We start from the raw sequence: 16,404 nt of genomic DNA on the forward strand, positions 1-16,404 counted from the left end.
GAAATCCACCTTGACTTCCGCAGCGGATGAACCCCTGTGGCATCCTCACGCCCCTTGTTCCGCCGCTTCGAAAGACTCCTCCACCCGTACCCCGAAGCCGAGCCGGCGCTGCCGCCCAAGGGCTTCGTTTCCTTCGTCTGGGCCTGCACCGCCGGGCTGCGCGGCTACATCGGCTGGCTGGCGCTGCTGAGCGCTGCCATCTCGACGTACGAGGCCCTGCTGTTCTGGATGCTGGGGCGGATCCTCGACTGGCTGCCGGCCGTGGAGCCCGCGCGGCTGTGGACGCTGCATGGGCCGGTGCTCGAGGTGCTGGCAATCGTGCTGCTGGCCAGCATCGTGCTGATCGCGCTGCAGACCATCGTCAAGCACCAGACGCTGGCCATCAATTTCCCGCTGCGCCTGCGCTGGAACTTCCACCGGCTGATGCTGGGCCAGAGCATGGCCTTCTACTCCGACGAATTCGCCGGCCGCGTGACCACCAAGGTGATGCAGACGGCGCTGGCGGTGCGCGAGATGGTGTTCACCACCACCGAGGTGATCATCGGCATCGGGGTGTACTTCCTCACCATCGTGCTGCTGGCGGCCGGCTTCGACCAGCGGCTGATGCTGCCCTTCCTGCTCTGGCTGGCCGCCTACGGCGTCTCCGTCTGGTACTTCGTGCCGCGCCTGGGCCGCATCGGCAAGGCCCAGGCCGATGCGCGGGCGATGATGACCGGCCGCATCACCGACGCGTACACCAACATCTCCACGGTCAAGCTGTTCTCGCACACGCACCGCGAAGCGGGTTTCGCGCGGCAGGCGATGCAGGAGTTCCGCACCACGGGCTACCGCCAGATGCGGATGGTGAGCGCGTTCGAGATCGTCAACCACGCGCTCGTCGTCCTGCTCATCCTCGGCGCCACCGGCTACGCGCTGCTGCTGTGGTCGCGCGGCCAGGTCGGCCCCGGCGCGGTGGCCGCGGTCAGCGCGATGGCGCTGCGCATCAGCGGCATGTCGCACTGGATCATGTGGGAGATGGCGTCGCTGTTCGAGAACGTCGGCACGGTGCAGGACGGCATGGGCACCCTGACGCGGCCGCGGGCCGTGGTGGACCGGCCCGATGCCGCCGTGCTGCAGGTGCCGCGCGGCGAAGTGAAGTTCGAGGCGGTCCGCTTCGGCTACGGCAAGCCGACGCCGGTCATCGACGACTTCCACCTGACGGTGCGGCCGGGCGAGAAGATCGGCCTGATCGGCCGCTCGGGCGCAGGCAAGTCCACGCTGGTCAACCTGCTGCTGCGCTTCTACGACGTGGACGGCGGCCGAATCCTGATCGACGGGCAGGACATCTCGCGTGTCACGCAGGACAGCCTGCGCAGTCACATCGGCATGGTTACGCAGGACACGTCGCTGCTGCACCGCTCGGTGCGCGACAACATCCTCTATGGCCGCCCCGGCGCGTCGGAAGAAGAGATGGTGCAGGCCGCGCGGCGCGCCGAGGCGCACGACTTCGTCCTGGGACTGTCGGACCTGCACGGCCGCCGCGCGTACGACGCGCACGTGGGCGAACGCGGCGTCAAGCTCTCGGGCGGCCAGCGCCAGCGCATCGCGATCGCGCGCGTGATGCTCAAGGACGCGCCCATCCTGCTGCTGGACGAGGCCACCAGCGCGCTGGATTCCGAAGTCGAAGCCGCCATCCAGGCCAGCCTGAACCAGCTGATGCGGGGCAAGACCGTGATTGCGATCGCGCACCGGCTCTCGACCATCATGGCGATGGACCGGCTGATCGTGATGGACCAGGGCCGCATCGTCGAGGAGGGCGACCACCGCAGCCTGCTGGCGCAGGGCGGGCTGTACGCCAAGCTGTGGGCCCACCAGAGCGGAGGGTTCCTCGGCGAATCTTAATTGTTTCTCATTCTTGACAAATTTCCGGTTGTGACCAGAATGAGAAACATGCCCGCCACCGCCCCGCCCCTTACGCATGACCCAGCCGATCAGCTGGCACGGCTGGGCGAGCGGCTGCGGCTGCACCGCAAGCGGCAGGGGATTTCCGCCACCGCGGCGGCCGAATCGGCCGGGATGTCGCGCGTGACGTTGCACCGCATCGAACGTGGCGAACCCAGCGTGACCATGGGGGCGTGGGTCAGCATCGCCACCGCACTGGGTCTCCAGCTCGACCTTCGCGATCCGGGCGCGTCTCGGGAGGCGCCTGCACTGCCCGACCGCATCCGACTCGCGGACTACCCCCAGTTGCAGAAACTCGCCTGGCAGCTGCAGGGCGTCGAGGATGTCAGCCCGCAGGAAGCCCTCTCGATCTACGAGCGCAACTGGCGGCACGTGGACGGCAACACGCTGACGATGAAGGAAATCGCGCTCGTCCACGCGCTGGCCACCGCGCTGGGTGGAGGACGGCTGCTTGTTTGAGCGCGAGCACCATCGGCGCATCGCACTGGTCCTGCAGGCGCTCGATCCCGCGGTGCTGCTCGCGCACCACTGCCTGTTCGGCGGCGGCACCGCGATGGCCTTGCGTTACGGCGAATACCGCGAGTCGGTGGACATCGACTTCGTCGTGGCAGATGCGGCCGGCTACCGGTCGCTGCGTCAGCTGCTCGGCGGCCCCGGCGGGCTCGCTCCCCTCCTTCGGCCGGCACTGTCGCTCGAACTGGCGCGCGAGGTGCGCACGGACCAGTACGGCATCCGCACCGTCGTGCGCACCGAAGGCGTGGGCATCAAGTTCGAGATCGTCCGCGAGGCCCGGATCGCGCTGGACGCACCGGGACCGCAGGACGTGGTCTGCGGCGTGGCGACCCTCGCGCCGGTGGACCTTGCGGCCTGCAAGCTCCTGGCCAATGCCGACCGATGGGGCGACGACTCGGTGTTCAGCCGCGACCTGATCGACCTGGCAATGATGGCGCCCTCCTCCACCCTACTCGGCCAGGCATTCGCCAAGGCGCAGGAGGCGTACGGCACGGCAGTGCGCGATTCGCTGGCCAAGGCCGTCGAAGCCTTGCGGCGCAGGCAGCAACGGCTGGACGAGTGCATGCGCGCGCTGCACATGCAGGGCGTCTCGCGGGCCGCCCTGTGGCAGCGCATCCGCGACCTGGAGCGCCGCGCGAGATGAACCGCCGGCTGACTGCACAAGACTTCGCCGGCGACTCGCACGAGGTCGCGCGCGCGCTGATCGGAGCGGTGCTCCTCGTCAACGGCGTGGGCGGCCGCATCGTGGAGACCGAGGCCTACGACCGCGAGGACCCGGCCTCGCACAGCTTCTCGGGCCCGACCGCGCGCAATGCTTCGATGTTCGGTCCGCCGGGACGAGCGTATGTGTACCGCTCGTACGGCATCCACTGGTGCCTGAACTTCGTCTGCCGCGAGGCGGGCCACGGCGCGGGGGTGTTGATCCGCGCGATCGAGCCGACCCATGGCTTGGCGGTGATGCACGAGCGGCGCGGCATCGAGGATCTGCGCCTGTTGTGCTCCGGCCCCGGGCGCGTCGGCGAAGCACTGGGCATCACGCACGCGCTCAATGGCTGCCGGCTCGATCGCAAGCCGTTCCAGGTGATCGCGTCGTCGCGGCCGGTGCACGTCGTGAGCGGCCCGCGAATCGGCATCAGCAAGGCCATGGACGTGCCCTGGAGGTTCGGCGAAGCGGGATCGCGATTCCTCAGCCGGCCCATGTGACCGGCAGCAGGCCCTCAGCGGTAGGGCTTCGTGCCGGGCTGCACCGCCGTCAGCGGCGGGTTGTGCATCTCGGTGATGACCGGCCCGGTGCGCTGCTGCCCTTGTTGCGCCGGGCCCGCGCCCATCGCGCGCGTGTCGGGGCCGGCGGCGGGCGACAGGCCGGACTCGGCCAGCACGACGCCAGGCCGCATGTTGTCGGGCCGGTTCGGCACCACGGCCACGCCGTTGCCCAGGACCCTGTGCGGCAGCCCGAGCGATCGCGCCGTGGCGACGTCCGTCAGCAGCGGCGAGCGTCCCGGGGTCGACGCCACCTGGAACTGCCCCGACGCCTGCACGACCGGGCAATCGGCGGAGTTGCTGAACACCAGGTGCCCGCCGGGAAACTTCTTCGGCAGGGTCTCGTTCAGCGGCCGGCTCATGTCCACCGGCGCAACCTGCGCGTTGTAGAGCACGTTGTTGTTTCGGTCGTAGACCGTGAAGCAGGCCAGCGCCGGGCCTGCCGCGAGCGCCGCCACGGCGGCCATCAGGGCTTTCTTCGCATGCATCGCATCAACCTCCCGCACGCCGCATGGTGGGCATCGTTGCAAGGATGGTCGAGCCACAAAACGGCTGAGCCTGACAGCGAAAGCCACAACCCGCTGTCAGCCGTGGCTGGCAGCGGGTTGTGATTTGTGAGGCCGGTGTGCGCGTGCAGCGCTTCAGTGGAGCAGCTTGACGCCGGTCTTGGACTGGATCAGCTCGAAGCTCACGCCGGGCGCGAGCTCGACGACCTTCAGCCCCTGGGGCGTGACGTCCAGGACGCCGAGGTCCGTGATGATGCGGTCGACCACGCCGACGCCCGTGAGCGGCAGGGTGCACTTGGGCAGGATCTTGAGGTCCTCGCTGCCGTCCTTTTTCTTCGCGACGTGTTCCATGAGCACGATGACGCGCTTGACGCCCGCCACCAGGTCCATGGCGCCGCCCATGCCCTTGACCATCTTGCCGGGGATCATCCAGTTGGCCAGGTCGCCCTTCTCGCTGACCTGCATGGCGCCCAGGATCGAGAGGTTGATCTTGCCGCCGCGGATCATCGCGAAGCTGTCATGGCTGCCGAAGATGGACGAGCCCTTGATGGTCGTGACGGTCTGCTTGCCGGCATTGATCAGGTCGGCGTCGACCTCCGCCTCGGTGGGGAACGGGCCGATGCCCAGCATGCCGTTCTCCGACTGCAGCCACACCTCCTTGTCGCCGGTGAAGTTGGCCACCAGCGTCGGGATGCCGATGCCGAGGTTCACGTAGAAGCCGTCCTCGAGTTCCTGCGCCGCGCGCGCGGCCATCTGGTCTTGGGTCCAGGGCATGTTCGATCTCCTAGGCGGGACGGGTGGTGCGCTTCTCGATGCGCTTCTCGGGCTTCGCGTTGTGCACGATGCGGTGCACGTAGATGCCGGGCAGGTGGATGTCGTCGGGGGCGAGTTCGCCGACTTCGACCACCTTCTCCACTTCGGCAATGCAGACCTTGCCGGCCATCGCGCAGGCGGGATTGAAGTTGCGCGCGGTGAGGTTGAAGCGCAGGTTGCCGCTCTTGTCGGCGACCGCGGCCTTGACCAGCGCGACGTCGGGCACCAGCGAGCGCTCCATGACGTACGTCTCGCCGTCGAACTCGCGCAACTCCTTGCCCTCGGCCACGATGGTGCCGACGCCGGTCTTGGTGAAGAAGGCCGGGATCCCCGCGCCGCCGGCGCGCAGCTTCTCGGCCAGCGTGCCCTGGGGCGTGAACTCCAGTTCCAGTTCGCCCGCCAGGTACTGGCGCTCGAACTCCTTGTTCTCGCCGACGTAGCTCGAGATCATCTTCCTGATCTGGCGCGTGGTGAGCAGCTTGCCCAGCCCGAAGTCGTCGACCCCCGCGTTGTTGGAGATGACGGTGAGGTCCTTCACGCCGCTGTCGCGCAGCGCGTCGATCAACGCCTCGGGAATGCCGCACAGGCCGAAGCCGCCCACGGCCATCAGCTGGCCGCTGCGCACCACGCCGTCGAGCGCGGCCGCGGCGTTGGGATAGAGCTTGTTCACGGGGGAAGTCTCCTGTCTTCAGTCCGGCGGAGCGCCGGAAAAACGGGGGTACGATACTACTTAATGCGCTACGTAGTTACTCGTAAAGGTTAGCCCGATGGACGTCGATTACCGGCTGGCATTCGACCTGGCGCCCATCGGCCTGTGCCTGTCGCGCAATCGGTCCATTGTGGATTGCAACCGGCAGCTGTGCGAGATGTTCGGCTTCTCGCGCGAGGTGCTCATCGGGCAGTCGTTCATGACGCTCTACCCCACGCCCGACGAGTACGAGCGGCTGGGCGCGCGCATGGCACCGATCCTCAATGCCAAGGGCCACTACGCGGACGACCGCATCATGAAGCGCGCCAGCGGCGAGGTGTTCTGGTGCCACGTGACGGGGCGCGCGCTCAACCGCGAAGCGCCGCACGAGGCCGGCATCTGGTCGTTCGAGGACCTGAGCTCCCAGCGGCCGGTGAAGGCGGAGCTGACGGCGCGCGAACGCGAAGTGGCGGCTCGATTGCTGGACGGGATGACGTCCAAGGAGATCGGCAAGACGCTGGCGATCAGCCACCGCACCGTGGAGATCTACCGCGCAAGGCTGATGCGCAAGTACAAGGCCAACACGACGGCCGACCTGGTGCACAAGCTGACTGCGGGTCAGTAGGTCAGGCCAGCCTGGCCGCCGCCCTCTTCGCCTTCCACGCGCCGGCCAGCACCAGGACGCCGGGGAGGATGATCATGGCCCAGATGATCTTGTCCAGGTGCTGCTTCACCCACGGCACGCTGCCGAAGAAGTAGCCGGCCGTGATGATGCCGACCACCCACAGGCCGCCGCCGGTGATGTCGTAGAAGGTGAACTTCGCGCGCGTCATGCGCGCCACGCCCGCGACGAAGGGCGCGAAGGTGCGCAGGAAGGGCATGAACCGCGCGGCCACGATGGTGAAGCCGCCGTACTTCTCGTAGAAGGCGTGGGCCTGGTCGAATGCGCGACGGTTGAACACGCGCGACTGCTCCCACTGGAACACCCGCGGTCCGATGAACCGGCCGATGGCGTAGTTGCACTGGTTGCCCAGCACCGCCGCGCCCCACAGCAGCGCGATCGAGGTCGCGTAGTCCATCAGACCGACGCCGCATAGAGCGCCCACCACGAAGAGCAGCGAGTCGCCGGGCAGGAACGGCATCACCACCACGCCGGTCTCGACGAAGATGATCGCGAACAGCAGGGCATAGACCCAGGTGCCGTAGTTCGCGACGAAGGCTTCGAGGTGCACGTCGACGTGCAGGATGAAATCGATCAGAAGGGCGACGATGTCCATGGGGGAAGGATTATCGGTGGGGCCACCTAGAATCCCGGACGTGAACGCCGTGCTCCATCCGGATCATCCGCGCCGGCCCATCCGGGAGCTGCCGGACGAGCTTATCAGCCAGATCGCGGCCGGCGAGGTGGTCGAGCGGCCCGCGTCCGTCGTGCGTGAACTGGTCGACAACGCGCTCGACGCGGGTGCGACACAAATCACGGTGCGGCTGCTCGCGGGCGGCGTGCGCCTCGTGAGCGTGGAGGACGACGGCGGCGGCATCCCGCGCGAGGAGTTGCCGATCGCGCTGCGCCGCCACGCCACCAGCAAGATCGGCAGCCTGGCCGACCTGGAAACCGTCGGCACCATGGGCTTTCGGGGCGAGGCCCTGGCCGCCATCGGCTCGGTGTCGGAGCTGAGCCTCCTCTCCCGCTGCGCGGGCCAGCCCAGCGCCTTCCTGCTCGATGGCCGCAGCGGCGAGTTGCGTCCGGCCGCGCGCGCCATCGGCACGACCGTCGAAGTCAAGGAGCTGTTCTTCAGCACGCCGGCGCGCCGCAAGTTCCTCAAGACCGACGCGACCGAGCTGGCGCATTGCATCGAGGCCGTGCGCCGGCATGCGCTCGCGCGTCCCGACGTCGGCTTCGCGGTGTGGCACGAAGGCAAGCTCGTCGAGCAGTGGCGTCCCGGCACGCGCGAGCAGCGCCTGGCCGACGTGCTGGGCGACGACTTCCTGTCGCAGAGCGTCGCGGTGGACCAGGCCATCGGACCGATCCGTGTCACCGGCCGAGCCGGGATTCCCGATGCGGCCCGCTCGCGCGCCGACCAGCAGTTCGCCTACGTCAACGGCCGCTTCGTGCGCGACAAGGTGCTCACGCACGCGGCGCGCAGCGCGTACGAGGACGTGCTGCACGGCCAACGGCAGCCGGTGTATGCGCTCTACGTGGACATCGAGCCGTCGCGCGTCGACGTCAACGTGCATCCGACCAAGATCGAGGTTCGCTTCCGCGACAGCCGCGAGGTGCACCAGGCCGTGCGGCGTGCGGTGGAGGCCGCCTTGGCCGCGCCTCGCGCCGGGCAAGCGCCCGAGCCCGCGCAGACGCCCTTGGCATCGGCCTCGGAGGGGCCAGTCGAACCGATGTGGACGCAGCCGCGGATGGCATTCGATGCGCCGGTGGGGCATCGCGTCTCGGATGTCGCGGCTTTGTGGCAGTCCACGCGGGTCCCCGTGGGGCCCGAGCCTGTCGAACACTTCGCCGCGGCTTCGCCAGGCTCAGCCCGGACGGAAGTCGAAGACCATCCCCTCGGCCGCCCGCTCGCCCAGCTCCAGGGCATCTACATCCTCGCCGAGAACCGCCACGGCCTGGTGATCGTCGACATGCACGCGGCCCACGAGCGCATCGTGTACGAGCGGCTCAAGTGCCAGCTGGACGACGGCGCCGGTACGCAGGCCATCTCGCGGCAGCCGCTGCTGATCCCCGCCACCTTCGCCGCCACCGCGCAGGAAGTCGCCACCGCCGAAGCCTGCGCCGAAGCGCTGCAGACGCTCGGACTGGAGATCGCGCCCCTCTCGGCCAAGACCCTGGCGGTGCGCGCCGTGCCCACCACCCTGGCGCAAGGCGACCCCGTCGAACTCGCGCGCAGCGTCCTGGCTGAGCTTGCGCAGCACGACGCCAGCACGGTGGTGCAGCGCGCACGCAACGAACTGCTGGCCACCATGGCCTGCCACGGCGCCGTGCGGGCCAACCGCAAGCTCACGCTGGAGGAAATGGACGCGCTCCTGCGGCAGATGGAGCAGACGGAGCGCTCCGACCAGTGCAACCACGGCCGTCCGACCTGGCGCCAGCTCTCGGTGCGCGAGCTCGACTCGCTGTTCCTGAGGGGACGCTGAAGGCCGAGGAACTTCGACCCGCCGCCGCGACTCTGCCATCGCCATGGTCCGCCGCATCCTTGCCATCGCCCTGAGCGTCCTGCTCGCCATCACGTTTGCCGTCGGCTGCTCCACGCTGGACGAGAAGCAGCGCGAATGGATCTTCCAGCCCAGCGACCGCGCCTGGGGCGGCAGCGCCAGCTACGCCGACGGGATGCAGGACGTCTGGATAGCCTTCACTTCCCGCGTGACGGGCGAGCCGGCCAGGCTGCACGGGCTCTGGCTGGAGGCCGACGACGCGGGCCCGCAGACCCCGGTGATGCTCTACCTGCACGGCGCCAAGTGGAACGTGATGGGCTCCTCCAGCCGGATGCGCCGCATGCAGGACATGGGTTTCTCGGTGCTGGCGATCGACTACCGCGGCTTCGGCAAGAGCAGCCCCGGCCTGCCCTCGGAGGAGATGGCGTACGAGGATGCGCGGCGGGCCTGGGCCTGGCTGGCCCAGCAGTACCCGGACCGGCCGCGCTACGTCTTCGGCCACTCGCTCGGCGGCGCCATCGCCATCGACCTGGCGGCGAACGTCGACGACGAGCAGGGAACGATCGTCGAAGGCACCTTCACCTCCATCCCCGACGTGGCCAGCAGCTTCAAGTGGGGCTGGCTGCCTATCAGCCCGCTGATCACGCAGCGCTTCTCCTCCATCGACAAGGTCTCGAAGATCGGTTCGCCGCTGCTGGTGGTGCACGGGGCCCGCGACACCCTGATCAAGTCCGAGCTCGGCCAGCGCCTCTTCGACGCGGCCACCGGCAAGAAGCACTTCCTGCTCGTCGAGGACGGTTCGCACCACAGCACGATGTGGGTGGGCCAGGGCCGCTACCGCGAGGCGATGCGCCAGCTGTTCAGCCTGCGCTGAGGGCTGCTGCCGCGGCTGCGGCATCGTTCTGCTAGGCTCGCGCGCGATGCCGAACGCCGCTCGCCTGCTGGCCCTCGCCGGCCCCACCGCCTCGGGCAAGACGGCTTCGGCGCTGCACATCGCCCAAACCATTCCCTGCGAAATCGTCAGCGTCGACTCGGCCCTGGTCTACCGCGGGATGGACATCGGCACGGCCAAGCCGACCGCTGCCGAACGCGCCGCCGTCGCGCACCACCTGATCGACATCCGAGATCCCGCGCAGGCGTACAGCGCTGCCGATTTCGCCGCCGATGCGCAGCGCCTCGTCGGGGAGATCAACGCGCGCGGCCGCGTCGCGCTGCTGGTGGGCGGCACCATGCTGTATTTCAAGGCGCTGTTCGAGGGGCTCGACGCCATGCCGCCGGCCGACCCCGACCTGCGCCGCGAGATCGAAGCCGAAGCCACCCAACGCGGCTGGCCGGCGTTGCATGCTGAGCTGGCGCAGGTCGATGGCAAGACGGCCGCGCGTCTTTCGCCCAACGACAGCCAGCGCATCCAGCGCGCGCTCGAAGTCTTCCGCAGCACCGGCCGGCCGCTCAGCGAATTCCAGCGCGGCGAAAGCAGCCGCGGCCTGCGACCGGCCGCCCTGCTCTCGCTGGAGCCGCGCGAGCGGGCCTGGTTGCACCAGCGGATCGCCGGCCGCTTCGATGCCATGCTGGCCGCAGGCTTCGTCGACGAGGTCAGGCGTCTTCGCGCGCGCGGCGACCTGCATCCGGGCCTGCCCAGCATGCGCAGCGTCGGCTACCGGCAGGCCTGGCAGGCGCTCGACGAAGGCTGGCCCGATGCCGAACTGAGAGACCGCGGCATCTTCGCCACGCGCCAGCTCGCCAAGCGGCAGCTGACCTGGCTGCGCGGCATGGAGCGGCGGGTGATCGAATGCGATGCTCCCGATGCGCGAGAACAGGTGCTGGCAGCAGCGCTGGAGGTTCTGCGGTGAGCGCCGGGGCGCCGCTGGTCTCGGTCGAAGGGCTGGCAAAGCACTACGGCGACGTGCACGTCTTCCGCGGCGTTTCGCTGCAGGTGGAGCGCGGCGAGTTCGTGGCCATCGTCGGCGAATCGGGCGTGGGCAAATCCACTCTGCTCAACTGCCTGGCGGGCCTGGACGACTGGGACGAGGGACGCATCACGCTCGCCGGCCAGGACCTTTCGACGCTGGACGACACGCGGCGCGCGCTGCTGCGTCGCAGCCAGGTGGGCTTCGTGTTCCAGGCGTTTCATGTCCTGCCGCATCTCGACGTCGCGCAGAACGTCGGACTTCCGCTGCTATTGCTCGGGCGGCCGCACGCGCAACGGGTCGAGGCCATGCTGGAAGCGGTCGGGCTCGCGGGACTGGGGCCTCGGCTGCCGCAACAACTCAGCGGCGGGCAGCTGCAGCGCGTGGCGATCGCGCGTGCACTGGTGCATTCGCCTCCGCTGCTGCTGGCCGACGAGCCGACCGGCAACCTCGATCCTTCGACGGCCGAACAGGTGCTGGACGTGCTGATCGAGCGCACCCGCTCGGAACGCGCGTCGCTGGTGCTGGTGACCCACTCGCAAGCCGCGGCCGTGCGCGCCGACCGGGTGCTTCGCCTCACGGCTGAAGGCATCCGGCCTGCCTGACCGGCATCCGGTCTTGCGCGAAGGCGCGCGTCAGCTGCGTCGCTTGCGCGCCGGCTGCTTGCGTGCGGGGGATGGCGACGGCGCGTTGTGATCCATGAACTCGCGGATCAGGCGTCGCATCACTTGCGAGGGAGTCATGTCCTGCGAGTAGCAGAGTTTCTCGAAAGCCGACTTCTTGGCCGGGTCGATCAGGACGGTGAGCCTTGCGGTCTTGTTCTCCATGGGAGGGCGCGGATGTTAACCGGATTGTAATCCACGCCGGAGCCCCGCGCGGGCTCTCCGCGAGACCGCGGAATCAATTTGAAGTGACTGCTACGGGTGATTAAGGCAACGATCCGCGTGCGCGCCGCGGATGGGAACGGCCCTCAAGGCTGCGCCGCGGCGCCGTTCTTCTTGCGTTGCTTCTTGGTCCTGAGCGGACCCGGGGTGTAGTCGACGCCGTGCTTGTCCAGGTACTCACGGATCAACTGCCGGATCATCTGCGACGCCGTGACGTCCTGTGCCGCGCACAGGTCGTCGAAGGCCTTCTTCTTGTCGGCGTCGATGAGGATGGTGAAGCGGGCCGGCTTGTCTTCCATCTCGGAGTGGTAGGTGAATGACATGATAATACTATGCACCTGTACGCGCGCCGCCGAGGCAGGCCCACGCCGACCGTCCAGGCAGGCGCGTTTCGCATCCGCGCGGTCCCCCGCGCTGAACCGTATGTAGGCCCTGCGCACCGCCACCCCAGAACACAGGAAAGCGATTGCTGCCGAAGTGCGGCACGGTGACGCGACCTTTTCCTACATGCTGGCCCTTCAGTGGCTTTCAAGATTGGGCATCCTCAAACAAGGAGCTCCCCATGCCCAGTACGCGCGCCAAAGACGCCTGCGACCTGCTCGATGCCGATCACCGGGCCGTCAAGAAACTGTTCAAGGAATTCGAAGAGCTCACCGAATCGCGCGCGCGCAATGCCGCGCAGAAGAAGATGGAGCTCGGGCGGCAGATCTGCCAGGAGCTGACCGTGCACGCGCAGATCGAGGAGGAGATCTTCTATCCCGCCCTGCGCAACGCCATCAAGGACACGGACCTGCTCGACGAGGCCGAGGTCGAGCACCAGAGCGCCAAGGACCTGATCGCCCAGATCCAGGAAGCGATGGAGCCCGACGAGAAGTTCGAGGCCAAGGTCAAGGTGCTGGGCGAGTACATCGACCACCACGTCAAGGAAGAGCGCAACGAAATCTTCCCGAAGGCCCGGGCCGCCCGCAAGCTCGACCTGGTCGGCATGCGCGAGGAGCTCGAAGCGCGCAAGGAAGAGCTCATGTCGGAGATGGGCGCCACCGCCTGACGCGAGCCCGCCGCTCCCGCGGCACCGCAATGTCTCGATAGCACCGCTCGCCGCTAAGCCGGCGCGGCGGTGCCGTGCCTGCGCGCAGCGGCGTCGGCACAATCCTCTTCATGCTCGCCCTGCTGCGCACGTTCTCCTGGCAGGACCTGCGCCATCACCCGTGGCGCAGCCTGTGCGCGGTCGGCGCGGTCATGCTGGGCGTGGCGCTCGCGTTGGCCGTCCACCTGATCAACGCTTCGGCACTGAGCGAGTTCTCGGCCGCGGTGCGCGCGGTCAACGGCCAGCCGGACCTGGAACTGCGCGCGACGCGTGGCGGCTTCGATGAAGCGCTCTTTGCGCGCGTCGCCACGCACCCGCAGGTCGAACTGGCCAGCCCGGTGCTGGAGCTGGCGACCAACGCGATCACCCCACAGAACCGGCGCGTGCCCTTGCGCGTCGTCGGCCTCGATGCGCTGGTCACCGGCGCGCTCGCGCCCGCGCTGACGCCCGTAACCTCCGCGGACGGCGAGCGGCTCGCAGTGTTCGCCCCGGCCACGGTGTTCCTGAATCCCGCCGCGCGCGAACAGCTCGGCGATGGTCCGCTGCGATTGCAAGCGGGCCTCCAGTTGCGCGAAGCGAAGGTGGGCGGCACGGTCAGCGCAGGCGGCGCGCCGCTCGCAGTGATGGACATCGCCGCGGCGCAGGAGCTGTTCGGCCGCCGCGGGGAGCTCTCCCGCATCGACGTCAAGCTGCGGCCCGGCGCCGATCGATCGGCCTTCGTCGCGGCGCTGGCGCTGCCCGCCGACGTGGTCGCGGCCGAGCCGGGCGATGCCACGCAGCGGGTGAGCAATCTCTCGCGCGCCTACCGCGTGAATCTCATGGTGCTGGCGCTGGTCGCTCTGTTCACCGGCGCCTTCCTCGTGTTCTCGGTGCTGGCCCTGAGCGTCGCGCGGCGCTCGCAGCAGTTCGCGCTGCTCGGTGTGCTGGGGCTCGAGGCCAACCAGCGGCAAAGGTTGGTCCTGCTCGAATCGGCTGCGCTCGGCGCGGTCGGTGCGCTGGCGGGCGTGGCACTGGGCACCGCGCTGGCGGCCCTTTCGCTGCGTTTGCTCGGCGGCGACCTCGGCGGCGGCTATTTCGAGGGCGTAGCTCCGCGCCTGCAATGGAGCGCGCCCGCCGCGCTGGGCTACGGCCTGCTCGGCGTCGTCGCCGCGATGGCCGGCGGCTGGTTCCCGGCGCGCGACGCGCAACGGTTGCCTCTCGCGCAATCGCTCAAGGGCCTGCGCGCGGGCGCCGCGACGCGGCGGCTGAAATGGCTCGGCCCTGCACTGCTGCTCGCGGCCGGTGCGATGGCGCTGCTGCCGCCGGTGTTCGACCTCCCCCTCGCGGCCTACCTTTCGGTCGGCCTGCTCCTGGTGGGCGGCATCGCTTCGCTGCCGCCCATCGTGGGCGCGGCGTACGACCAGCTCGCGCCGCGCTTGGCGCATCGCGTGCTGCCCCTGCTGGCCGTGGAGCGCGCCCGGCGCGTGCGCGAGACGGCGGCCGTCGCCGTCAGCGGCGTCGTCGCGGCGCTCAGCCTGGCGGTGGCGCTCACCGTCATGGTGGCGAGCTTCCGCGACTCGGTGACACGCTGGCTGGACGTGGTGCTGCCAGCCGACCTCTACATTCGCACCGGCTTCAGCTCGTCGAGCGCCGACACCGCGTTCATCGACGAAGCGCTGGTGGCCTCCGCGGCGCGCATGCCCGGCGTCGAACGGGTGGCCACCCAGCGTGTCCGCTCGCTCCTGCCCGATCCGCGGCGGCCCGCGGTCGCACTGCTCGCGCGGCCGCTGAACGACGCGGCGCGCGAGCTGCCGATGGTGGGTTCGCCGGTGCCGGTGCCGGAAGGCCGCGTGCCGGTGTACGTCAGCGAAGCGCTGGTCGACCTGCACGGGGCGCGGCTGGGCGCCGGTCTTGCGCTGCTGGATGCGGCGCTCGGATTGCAAACAAGTGGCGACAGCCGCTTCTTCGTCGCCGGCGTGTGGCGCGACTACGTGCGCCAGAGCGGCGCGGTGATGCTGCGGCAGGCCGACTACCAGCGGCTGACCGGCGACCGGCGCGTGAACGACCTGCAGCTCTGGCTTTCGCCGGGAGCGGACCCCTCGGCGGTGCAGGCGCGTTTGCGCGAGCAGGCCGGCCCCGCCGGTGCGCTGCTGGAGTTCGCGTCGGCCGCGGAGCTGCGCGCCACCTCGCTGCGCATCTTCGATCGCAGCTTCGCCGTCACCTACTGGCTGCAAGCGGTCGCGATCGGCATCGGCCTGTTCGGCGTCGCCGCGAGCTTCAGCGCGCAGGTGCTGGCTCGCCGCAAGGAGTTCGGCCTGCTCGCGCATCTGGGGCTCACGCGACGCCAGATCCTCGCGGTGGTGGCGGGCGAAGGCGCGGCCTGGACGCTGGTCGGCGCGCTCGCCGGCGTGGTGCTCGGTCTCGCAGTGGCCGTGGTGCTGGTGCACGTGGTCAACCCCCAAAGCTTCCACTGGACCATGGACCTGCTCGTGCCTTGGCTGCGGCTGCTGGCTCTGGCGCTCGCCGTGGTCGCGGCGGGCACGCTGACCGCGTGGCTCTCCGGCCGGGCTGCCGCGGGACGCGACGCTGTGCTTGCGGTGAAGGAGGACTGGTGATGCGCCGCCGCGCCCTGCTCACGTCGCTGCCGATGCTGGCCTGGCCCGGGGCCCGCGCCCTGCCCGCGCGAACGCTGCAGTTCCCGCGCGACCACGGCGCGCATCCCGACCTGCGCACCGAGTGGTGGTACATCACCGGCGCGGCCGACAGCGGCGGGCGTGCGTTCGGCTTCCAGCTCACCTTCTTCCGCTCGCGTGTCGATGCCGCGCAGGACATGGCATCGAAGTTCGCCGCCAGGCAGCTGATCTTCGCCCATGCCGCCGTCACCGACGTGCAGGGCCGGCGCCTCTGGCACGACCAGCGCATCGCGCGCGAAGGCTTCGGTGTCGCCGTCGCCGAACCCGGCGACACGCGCGTGCACCTGCGCGACTGGTACCTGCAGCGCCGTTCCGACGGCGGCTACGAGGCGAAACTCGCGGCGGGCGAGTTCACGATCGACCTGCGCTTCTCGCCGACGCAACCGCTGCTGCTGCAAGGCGCGCAGGGCCTTTCGCGCAAGGGGCCCGAACCGGAGCAGGCGAGCTACTACTACAGCGTGCCGCAGCTCGGGGCCGCGGGAACGATCCGACTGCAGGGCCGCGCCTTCGACGTGCGTGGCAAGGCGTGGCTGGACCACGAGTGGAGCGAGGCGCTGATGCACCCCGATGCCGTGGGCTGGGACTGGATCGGCATGAACCTGGACGACGGCAGCGCCCTCAGCGCTTTCCAGCTGCGGCGCAAGGACGGCTCGCCGCTGTGGGACGGCGGATCGTTCCGCGCGGCCAACGGCTACACCTACATCGCCTCGCGCGGCGAGAACCGCTTCAGCGCGCAGCGCCGCTGGAGCAGCCCGCTCTCGGGCGCCACCTACCCCGTGGAGTGGATCGTGCAGACGCCCGCAGACTTCTACACTGTGCGGGCCGTGGTCGATGCGCAGGAGCTGGACAGCCGGCAGTCGACCGGCGCCGTGTACTGGGAAGGTTTGTCGGACCTTCTCGACAGCAACGGCCGACGCGTCGGGCGCGGCTACCTGGAGATGACCGGCTACTCGCAGCGGCTCAAGCTGTAG

Annotated in this window: 18 protein-coding genes; 12 read left to right on the top strand and 6 right to left on the bottom strand. The window is 69.3% G+C overall.

The window, feature by feature from the left end; genetic code table 11:
* Window positions 1-54 precede the first annotated feature (54 nt).
* The 4 genes from EZ313_RS12940 to EZ313_RS12955 are packed head-to-tail and all read left to right on the top strand — an operon-like array spanning window position 55 to window position 3,657.
* A complete protein-coding gene (locus EZ313_RS12940) occupies window positions 55-1,881 on the top strand; it encodes an ABC transporter ATP-binding protein (protein WP_135264642.1) in 1,827 nt (608 codons plus the stop codon).
* Window positions 1,882-1,929: 48 nt separating this feature from the next.
* On the top strand, window positions 1,930-2,400 hold the full coding sequence (locus tag EZ313_RS12945; RefSeq protein WP_135263711.1) for a helix-turn-helix domain-containing protein: 471 nt from the start codon (window positions 1,930-1,932) through the stop codon (window positions 2,398-2,400).
* The gene (locus tag EZ313_RS12950) at window positions 2,393-3,097 is read left to right on the top strand and encodes a nucleotidyl transferase AbiEii/AbiGii toxin family protein (RefSeq protein ID WP_135263712.1); all 705 of its coding nucleotides are present in this window, start codon (window positions 2,393-2,395) and stop codon (window positions 3,095-3,097) included. The genes EZ313_RS12945 and EZ313_RS12950 overlap by 8 nt, the downstream gene beginning before the upstream one ends.
* Window positions 3,094-3,657: a DNA-3-methyladenine glycosylase gene (locus EZ313_RS12955; RefSeq protein WP_135263713.1), complete on the top strand. Its 564-nt coding sequence runs from the start codon at window positions 3,094-3,096 to the stop codon at window positions 3,655-3,657. The genes EZ313_RS12950 and EZ313_RS12955 overlap by 4 nt, the downstream gene beginning before the upstream one ends.
* 14 nt (window positions 3,658-3,671) lie before the next feature.
* Here the strand turns inward: EZ313_RS12955 and EZ313_RS12960 are convergent, their stop codons facing one another.
* The 3 genes from EZ313_RS12960 to EZ313_RS12970 all read right to left on the bottom strand — a co-directional run bounded on the left by EZ313_RS12960 (window position 3,672) and on the right by EZ313_RS12970 (window position 5,703).
* Window positions 3,672-4,202, bottom strand: coding sequence for a hypothetical protein (locus EZ313_RS12960; protein ID WP_135263714.1), 531 nt, complete (start codon window positions 4,200-4,202; stop codon window positions 3,672-3,674).
* Between the two features lie 153 nt (window positions 4,203-4,355).
* Window positions 4,356-4,994, bottom strand: a complete 639-nt coding sequence (locus EZ313_RS12965) for a 3-oxoacid CoA-transferase subunit B (protein ID WP_135263715.1) — start codon at window positions 4,992-4,994, stop codon at window positions 4,356-4,358.
* A gap of 10 nt (window positions 4,995-5,004) precedes the next feature.
* Window positions 5,005-5,703: a CoA transferase subunit A gene (locus tag EZ313_RS12970; protein ID WP_135263716.1), complete on the bottom strand. Its 699-nt coding sequence runs from the start codon at window positions 5,701-5,703 to the stop codon at window positions 5,005-5,007.
* Window positions 5,704-5,800: 97 nt separating this feature from the next.
* On the opposite strand from EZ313_RS12970, the gene EZ313_RS12975 reads away from it, so the two are divergent.
* On the top strand, window positions 5,801-6,346 hold the full coding sequence (locus tag EZ313_RS12975; RefSeq protein ID WP_135263717.1) for a PAS and helix-turn-helix domain-containing protein: 546 nt from the start codon (window positions 5,801-5,803) through the stop codon (window positions 6,344-6,346).
* A 1-nt stretch (window position 6,347) separates the two neighbouring features.
* Here the strand turns inward: EZ313_RS12975 and EZ313_RS12980 are convergent, their stop codons facing one another.
* On the bottom strand, window positions 6,348-6,998 hold the full coding sequence (locus tag EZ313_RS12980; RefSeq protein ID WP_135263718.1) for a VTT domain-containing protein: 651 nt from the start codon (window positions 6,996-6,998) through the stop codon (window positions 6,348-6,350).
* A 40-nt stretch (window positions 6,999-7,038) separates the two neighbouring features.
* On the opposite strand from EZ313_RS12980, the gene mutL reads away from it, so the two are divergent.
* From mutL to EZ313_RS13000, 4 genes are read left to right on the top strand one after another with little or no spacing between them, the layout of a single operon-like run.
* On the top strand, window positions 7,039-8,865 hold the full coding sequence (gene mutL / locus EZ313_RS12985; RefSeq protein ID WP_240788645.1) for a DNA mismatch repair endonuclease MutL: 1,827 nt from the start codon (window positions 7,039-7,041) through the stop codon (window positions 8,863-8,865).
* A gap of 43 nt (window positions 8,866-8,908) precedes the next feature.
* Window positions 8,909-9,757 (top strand): alpha/beta hydrolase, encoded by an 849-nt coding sequence (locus EZ313_RS12990; protein WP_135263719.1) that lies wholly within the window; start codon window positions 8,909-8,911, stop codon window positions 9,755-9,757.
* Between the two features lie 46 nt (window positions 9,758-9,803).
* Complete coding sequence (gene miaA, locus EZ313_RS12995) at window positions 9,804-10,733, top strand: tRNA (adenosine(37)-N6)-dimethylallyltransferase MiaA (RefSeq protein ID WP_135263720.1); 930 nt, start codon at window positions 9,804-9,806, stop codon at window positions 10,731-10,733.
* Entirely contained in the window at window positions 10,730-11,395 is a 666-nt protein-coding gene (locus EZ313_RS13000; protein WP_420849311.1) for an ABC transporter ATP-binding protein, read from the top strand. The genes miaA and EZ313_RS13000 overlap by 4 nt, the downstream gene beginning before the upstream one ends.
* A 30-nt stretch (window positions 11,396-11,425) precedes the next feature.
* Here EZ313_RS13000 and EZ313_RS13005 read toward each other — a convergent pair whose 3' ends face one another.
* Window positions 11,426-11,617, bottom strand: coding sequence for a CopG family transcriptional regulator (locus tag EZ313_RS13005; protein WP_135263722.1), 192 nt, complete (start codon window positions 11,615-11,617; stop codon window positions 11,426-11,428).
* Window positions 11,618-11,760: 143 nt separating this feature from the next.
* Window positions 11,761-11,997, bottom strand: coding sequence for a ribbon-helix-helix protein, CopG family (locus EZ313_RS13010; RefSeq protein ID WP_420849312.1), 237 nt, complete (start codon window positions 11,995-11,997; stop codon window positions 11,761-11,763).
* Window positions 11,998-12,236: 239 nt separating this feature from the next.
* Between EZ313_RS13010 and EZ313_RS13015 the strand changes: the two genes are divergently transcribed.
* From EZ313_RS13015 to EZ313_RS13025, 3 genes are all read left to right on the top strand, one after another.
* Window positions 12,237-12,722 (top strand): hemerythrin domain-containing protein, encoded by a 486-nt coding sequence (locus EZ313_RS13015; protein WP_135263723.1) that lies wholly within the window; start codon window positions 12,237-12,239, stop codon window positions 12,720-12,722.
* 110 nt (window positions 12,723-12,832) lie between these two features.
* Window positions 12,833-15,355, top strand: coding sequence for an FtsX-like permease family protein (locus EZ313_RS13020; RefSeq protein ID WP_135263724.1), 2,523 nt, complete (start codon window positions 12,833-12,835; stop codon window positions 15,353-15,355).
* On the top strand, window positions 15,355-16,404 hold the full coding sequence (locus EZ313_RS13025; protein WP_135263725.1) for a lipocalin-like domain-containing protein: 1,050 nt from the start codon (window positions 15,355-15,357) through the stop codon (window positions 16,402-16,404). The genes EZ313_RS13020 and EZ313_RS13025 overlap by 1 nt, the downstream gene beginning before the upstream one ends.

Source organism: Ramlibacter henchirensis, from assembly GCF_004682015.1.
Classification (GTDB): Bacteria; Pseudomonadota; Gammaproteobacteria; order Burkholderiales; family Burkholderiaceae_C; genus Ramlibacter; species Ramlibacter henchirensis.

Coding starts and splice junctions, on each gene's coding strand:
- EZ313_RS12980 (WP_135263718.1), bottom strand. CDS start 6,998: ATGGACATCGTCGCCCTTCTGATCGATTTCATCCTGCACGTCGACGTG.
- EZ313_RS13025 (WP_135263725.1), top strand. CDS start 15,355: ATGCGCCGCCGCGCCCTGCTCACGTCGCTGCCGATGCTGGCCTGGCCC.
- EZ313_RS13010 (WP_420849312.1), bottom strand. CDS start 11,997: ATGTCATTCACCTACCACTCCGAGATGGAAGACAAGCCGGCCCGCTTC.
- EZ313_RS12975 (WP_135263717.1), top strand. CDS start 5,801: ATGGACGTCGATTACCGGCTGGCATTCGACCTGGCGCCCATCGGCCTG.
- EZ313_RS13005 (WP_135263722.1), bottom strand. CDS start 11,617: ATGGAGAACAAGACCGCAAGGCTCACCGTCCTGATCGACCCGGCCAAG.
- miaA (WP_135263720.1), top strand. CDS start 9,804: ATGCCGAACGCCGCTCGCCTGCTGGCCCTCGCCGGCCCCACCGCCTCG.
- EZ313_RS12960 (WP_135263714.1), bottom strand. CDS start 4,202: ATGCATGCGAAGAAAGCCCTGATGGCCGCCGTGGCGGCGCTCGCGGCA.
- EZ313_RS12965 (WP_135263715.1), bottom strand. CDS start 4,994: ATGCCCTGGACCCAAGACCAGATGGCCGCGCGCGCGGCGCAGGAACTC.
- EZ313_RS12955 (WP_135263713.1), top strand. CDS start 3,094: ATGAACCGCCGGCTGACTGCACAAGACTTCGCCGGCGACTCGCACGAG.
- EZ313_RS12990 (WP_135263719.1), top strand. CDS start 8,909: ATGGTCCGCCGCATCCTTGCCATCGCCCTGAGCGTCCTGCTCGCCATC.
- EZ313_RS12945 (WP_135263711.1), top strand. CDS start 1,930: ATGCCCGCCACCGCCCCGCCCCTTACGCATGACCCAGCCGATCAGCTG.
- EZ313_RS13020 (WP_135263724.1), top strand. CDS start 12,833: ATGCTCGCCCTGCTGCGCACGTTCTCCTGGCAGGACCTGCGCCATCAC.
- EZ313_RS13015 (WP_135263723.1), top strand. CDS start 12,237: ATGCCCAGTACGCGCGCCAAAGACGCCTGCGACCTGCTCGATGCCGAT.